The organism is Mesorhizobium sp. M7A.F.Ca.CA.002.09.1.1, from assembly GCF_003998555.1.
GTDB lineage: Bacteria > Pseudomonadota > Alphaproteobacteria > Rhizobiales > Rhizobiaceae > Mesorhizobium > Mesorhizobium ciceri.
Window position 1 is genome coordinate 1 of sequence record NZ_RZRR01001138.1, and the last position, 1,474, is coordinate 1,474.

The 1,474-nt window shown below is 64.2% G+C and carries 2 protein-coding genes and 1 pseudogene; all 3 read left to right on the plus strand.

Translation table 11 applies throughout. The features are described 5' to 3' along the window. Positions 1 to 283, plus strand: a pseudogene (locus EN994_RS36520) (hypothetical protein); the annotation flags it as partial. Next, entirely contained in the window at positions 256 to 417 is a 162-nt protein-coding gene (locus EN994_RS31075) for a DUF1328 family protein (protein ID WP_013528842.1), read from the plus strand. The pseudogene EN994_RS36520 and the gene EN994_RS31075, both read left to right, overlap by 28 nt. A 96-nt stretch (positions 418 to 513) precedes the next feature. Further along, a complete protein-coding gene (gene dapF, locus EN994_RS31080; protein WP_013528841.1) occupies positions 514 to 1,398 on the plus strand; it encodes a diaminopimelate epimerase in 885 nt (294 codons plus the stop codon). Positions 1,399 to 1,474: the final 76 nt, after the last annotated feature.

A 1,474-nucleotide genomic window follows, 5' to 3' on the forward strand; every position in this document is an offset into this window, starting at 1 on the left:
CCTATGAGCCGCGCTGGTTCATGGCGCCGCAGCACCAGAATCCTGGGAAGCCGTGCAAGGCATGACGCTGTGCAACGCCGCCCATGCCGCCGGCTGTCACTGGGGCACCTTCCAGCTCACCGACGAGCTGATCGACGAGCCGGCGCGCAAATTGACCGAGGCGCTTGACGATCAAGGCATCGGTTCGACGGAACCCCAGCGCTGCAACCGCGTTTTCATGTGGTTGAAATATCTGCCGGTTTGCGAGGCATTGTCATGCTCAAATGGATTATCATTCTCCTGATCGTCGCCGCGGCGGCGAGCTTGCTCGGCATGCCGGCACTGGCAGGTGCCGCGGCCACCGGTGCGCGTATCCTTATCGGCATCGTTCTGATCATCTTCCTGCTGGTGGTGCTGGGCATTTTCGCCGTCACGTAAGTCCGGCGCTTTCGCCGAGACCAAGCGGCTGCGCACTGGTAATTCCTGCCCGTTTCCGCCATATAGCGCCAAACGGACACGGAATTTTTCGGAGCAATGGCCAGCACTGCCCCTTTCGCCAAGATGAACGGCATCGGCAACGAGATCATCGTTGCCGATATGCGTGGCCGTGCCGATCGGGTGACGGCGGCGGCGGCGGTTGCGCTGAACGCCGATGCCGCGACCAGCTTCGACCAGATCATGGCGATCCATGACGCCAGGACGTCTGGCACCGCCTTTTTCATCGACATCCTGAATTCCGATGGAACCGGTGCGCAGGCCTGCGGCAATGGCATGCGCTGCGTCGTCCAGGCGCTCGCCGCCGAGACCGGCCAGAAGATCTTCACCTTCGAGACCGTGGCGGGCATCCTCAATGCGCGCGAACACGCCGACGGTTCGATCTCGGTCGACATGGGCACGCCGCGCTTCGGCTGGCAGGATATCCCGCTGGCCGAGGAATTCCGCGACACCCGCATGATCGAGCTGCAGATCGGCCCGATCGACGCCCCCGTGCTGCATTCACCCTCGGTCGTTTCGATGGGCAACCCGCACGCGATCTTCTGGGTCGACAACGACGTCTGGTCCTACGAGCTCGACCGCTTCGGTCCGCTGCTCGAGAACCACCCGATGTTCCCCGAGCGCGCCAACATAACCATCGCTCAGGTTACTTCGCCCGAAACCATGATCATCCGCACCTGGGAACGCGGCGCCGGCCTGACCAAGGCCTGCGGCTCGGCCTCCTGCGCGGCCGTGGTGGCCGCGGCCCGCACCAACCGGACCGGCCGCAGCGTCAGTCTGTTGACGCCAGGCGGCGGCACGCTGCATGTCGAATGGCGCGACGATGACCACGTGGTCCTGACCGGCGCCGCCGAATGGGAATTTTCCGGCAACTTCGACCCGTCGATCGGGACATGGGCCCGCGACACTGAAAGCGCGGCCTGATGTCCGCTCTGCCCAAGAGCCCGGTGTCCCCGGGGATCGATGTCGTCACCTTCGGCTGCCGGCTCAACACCTATGA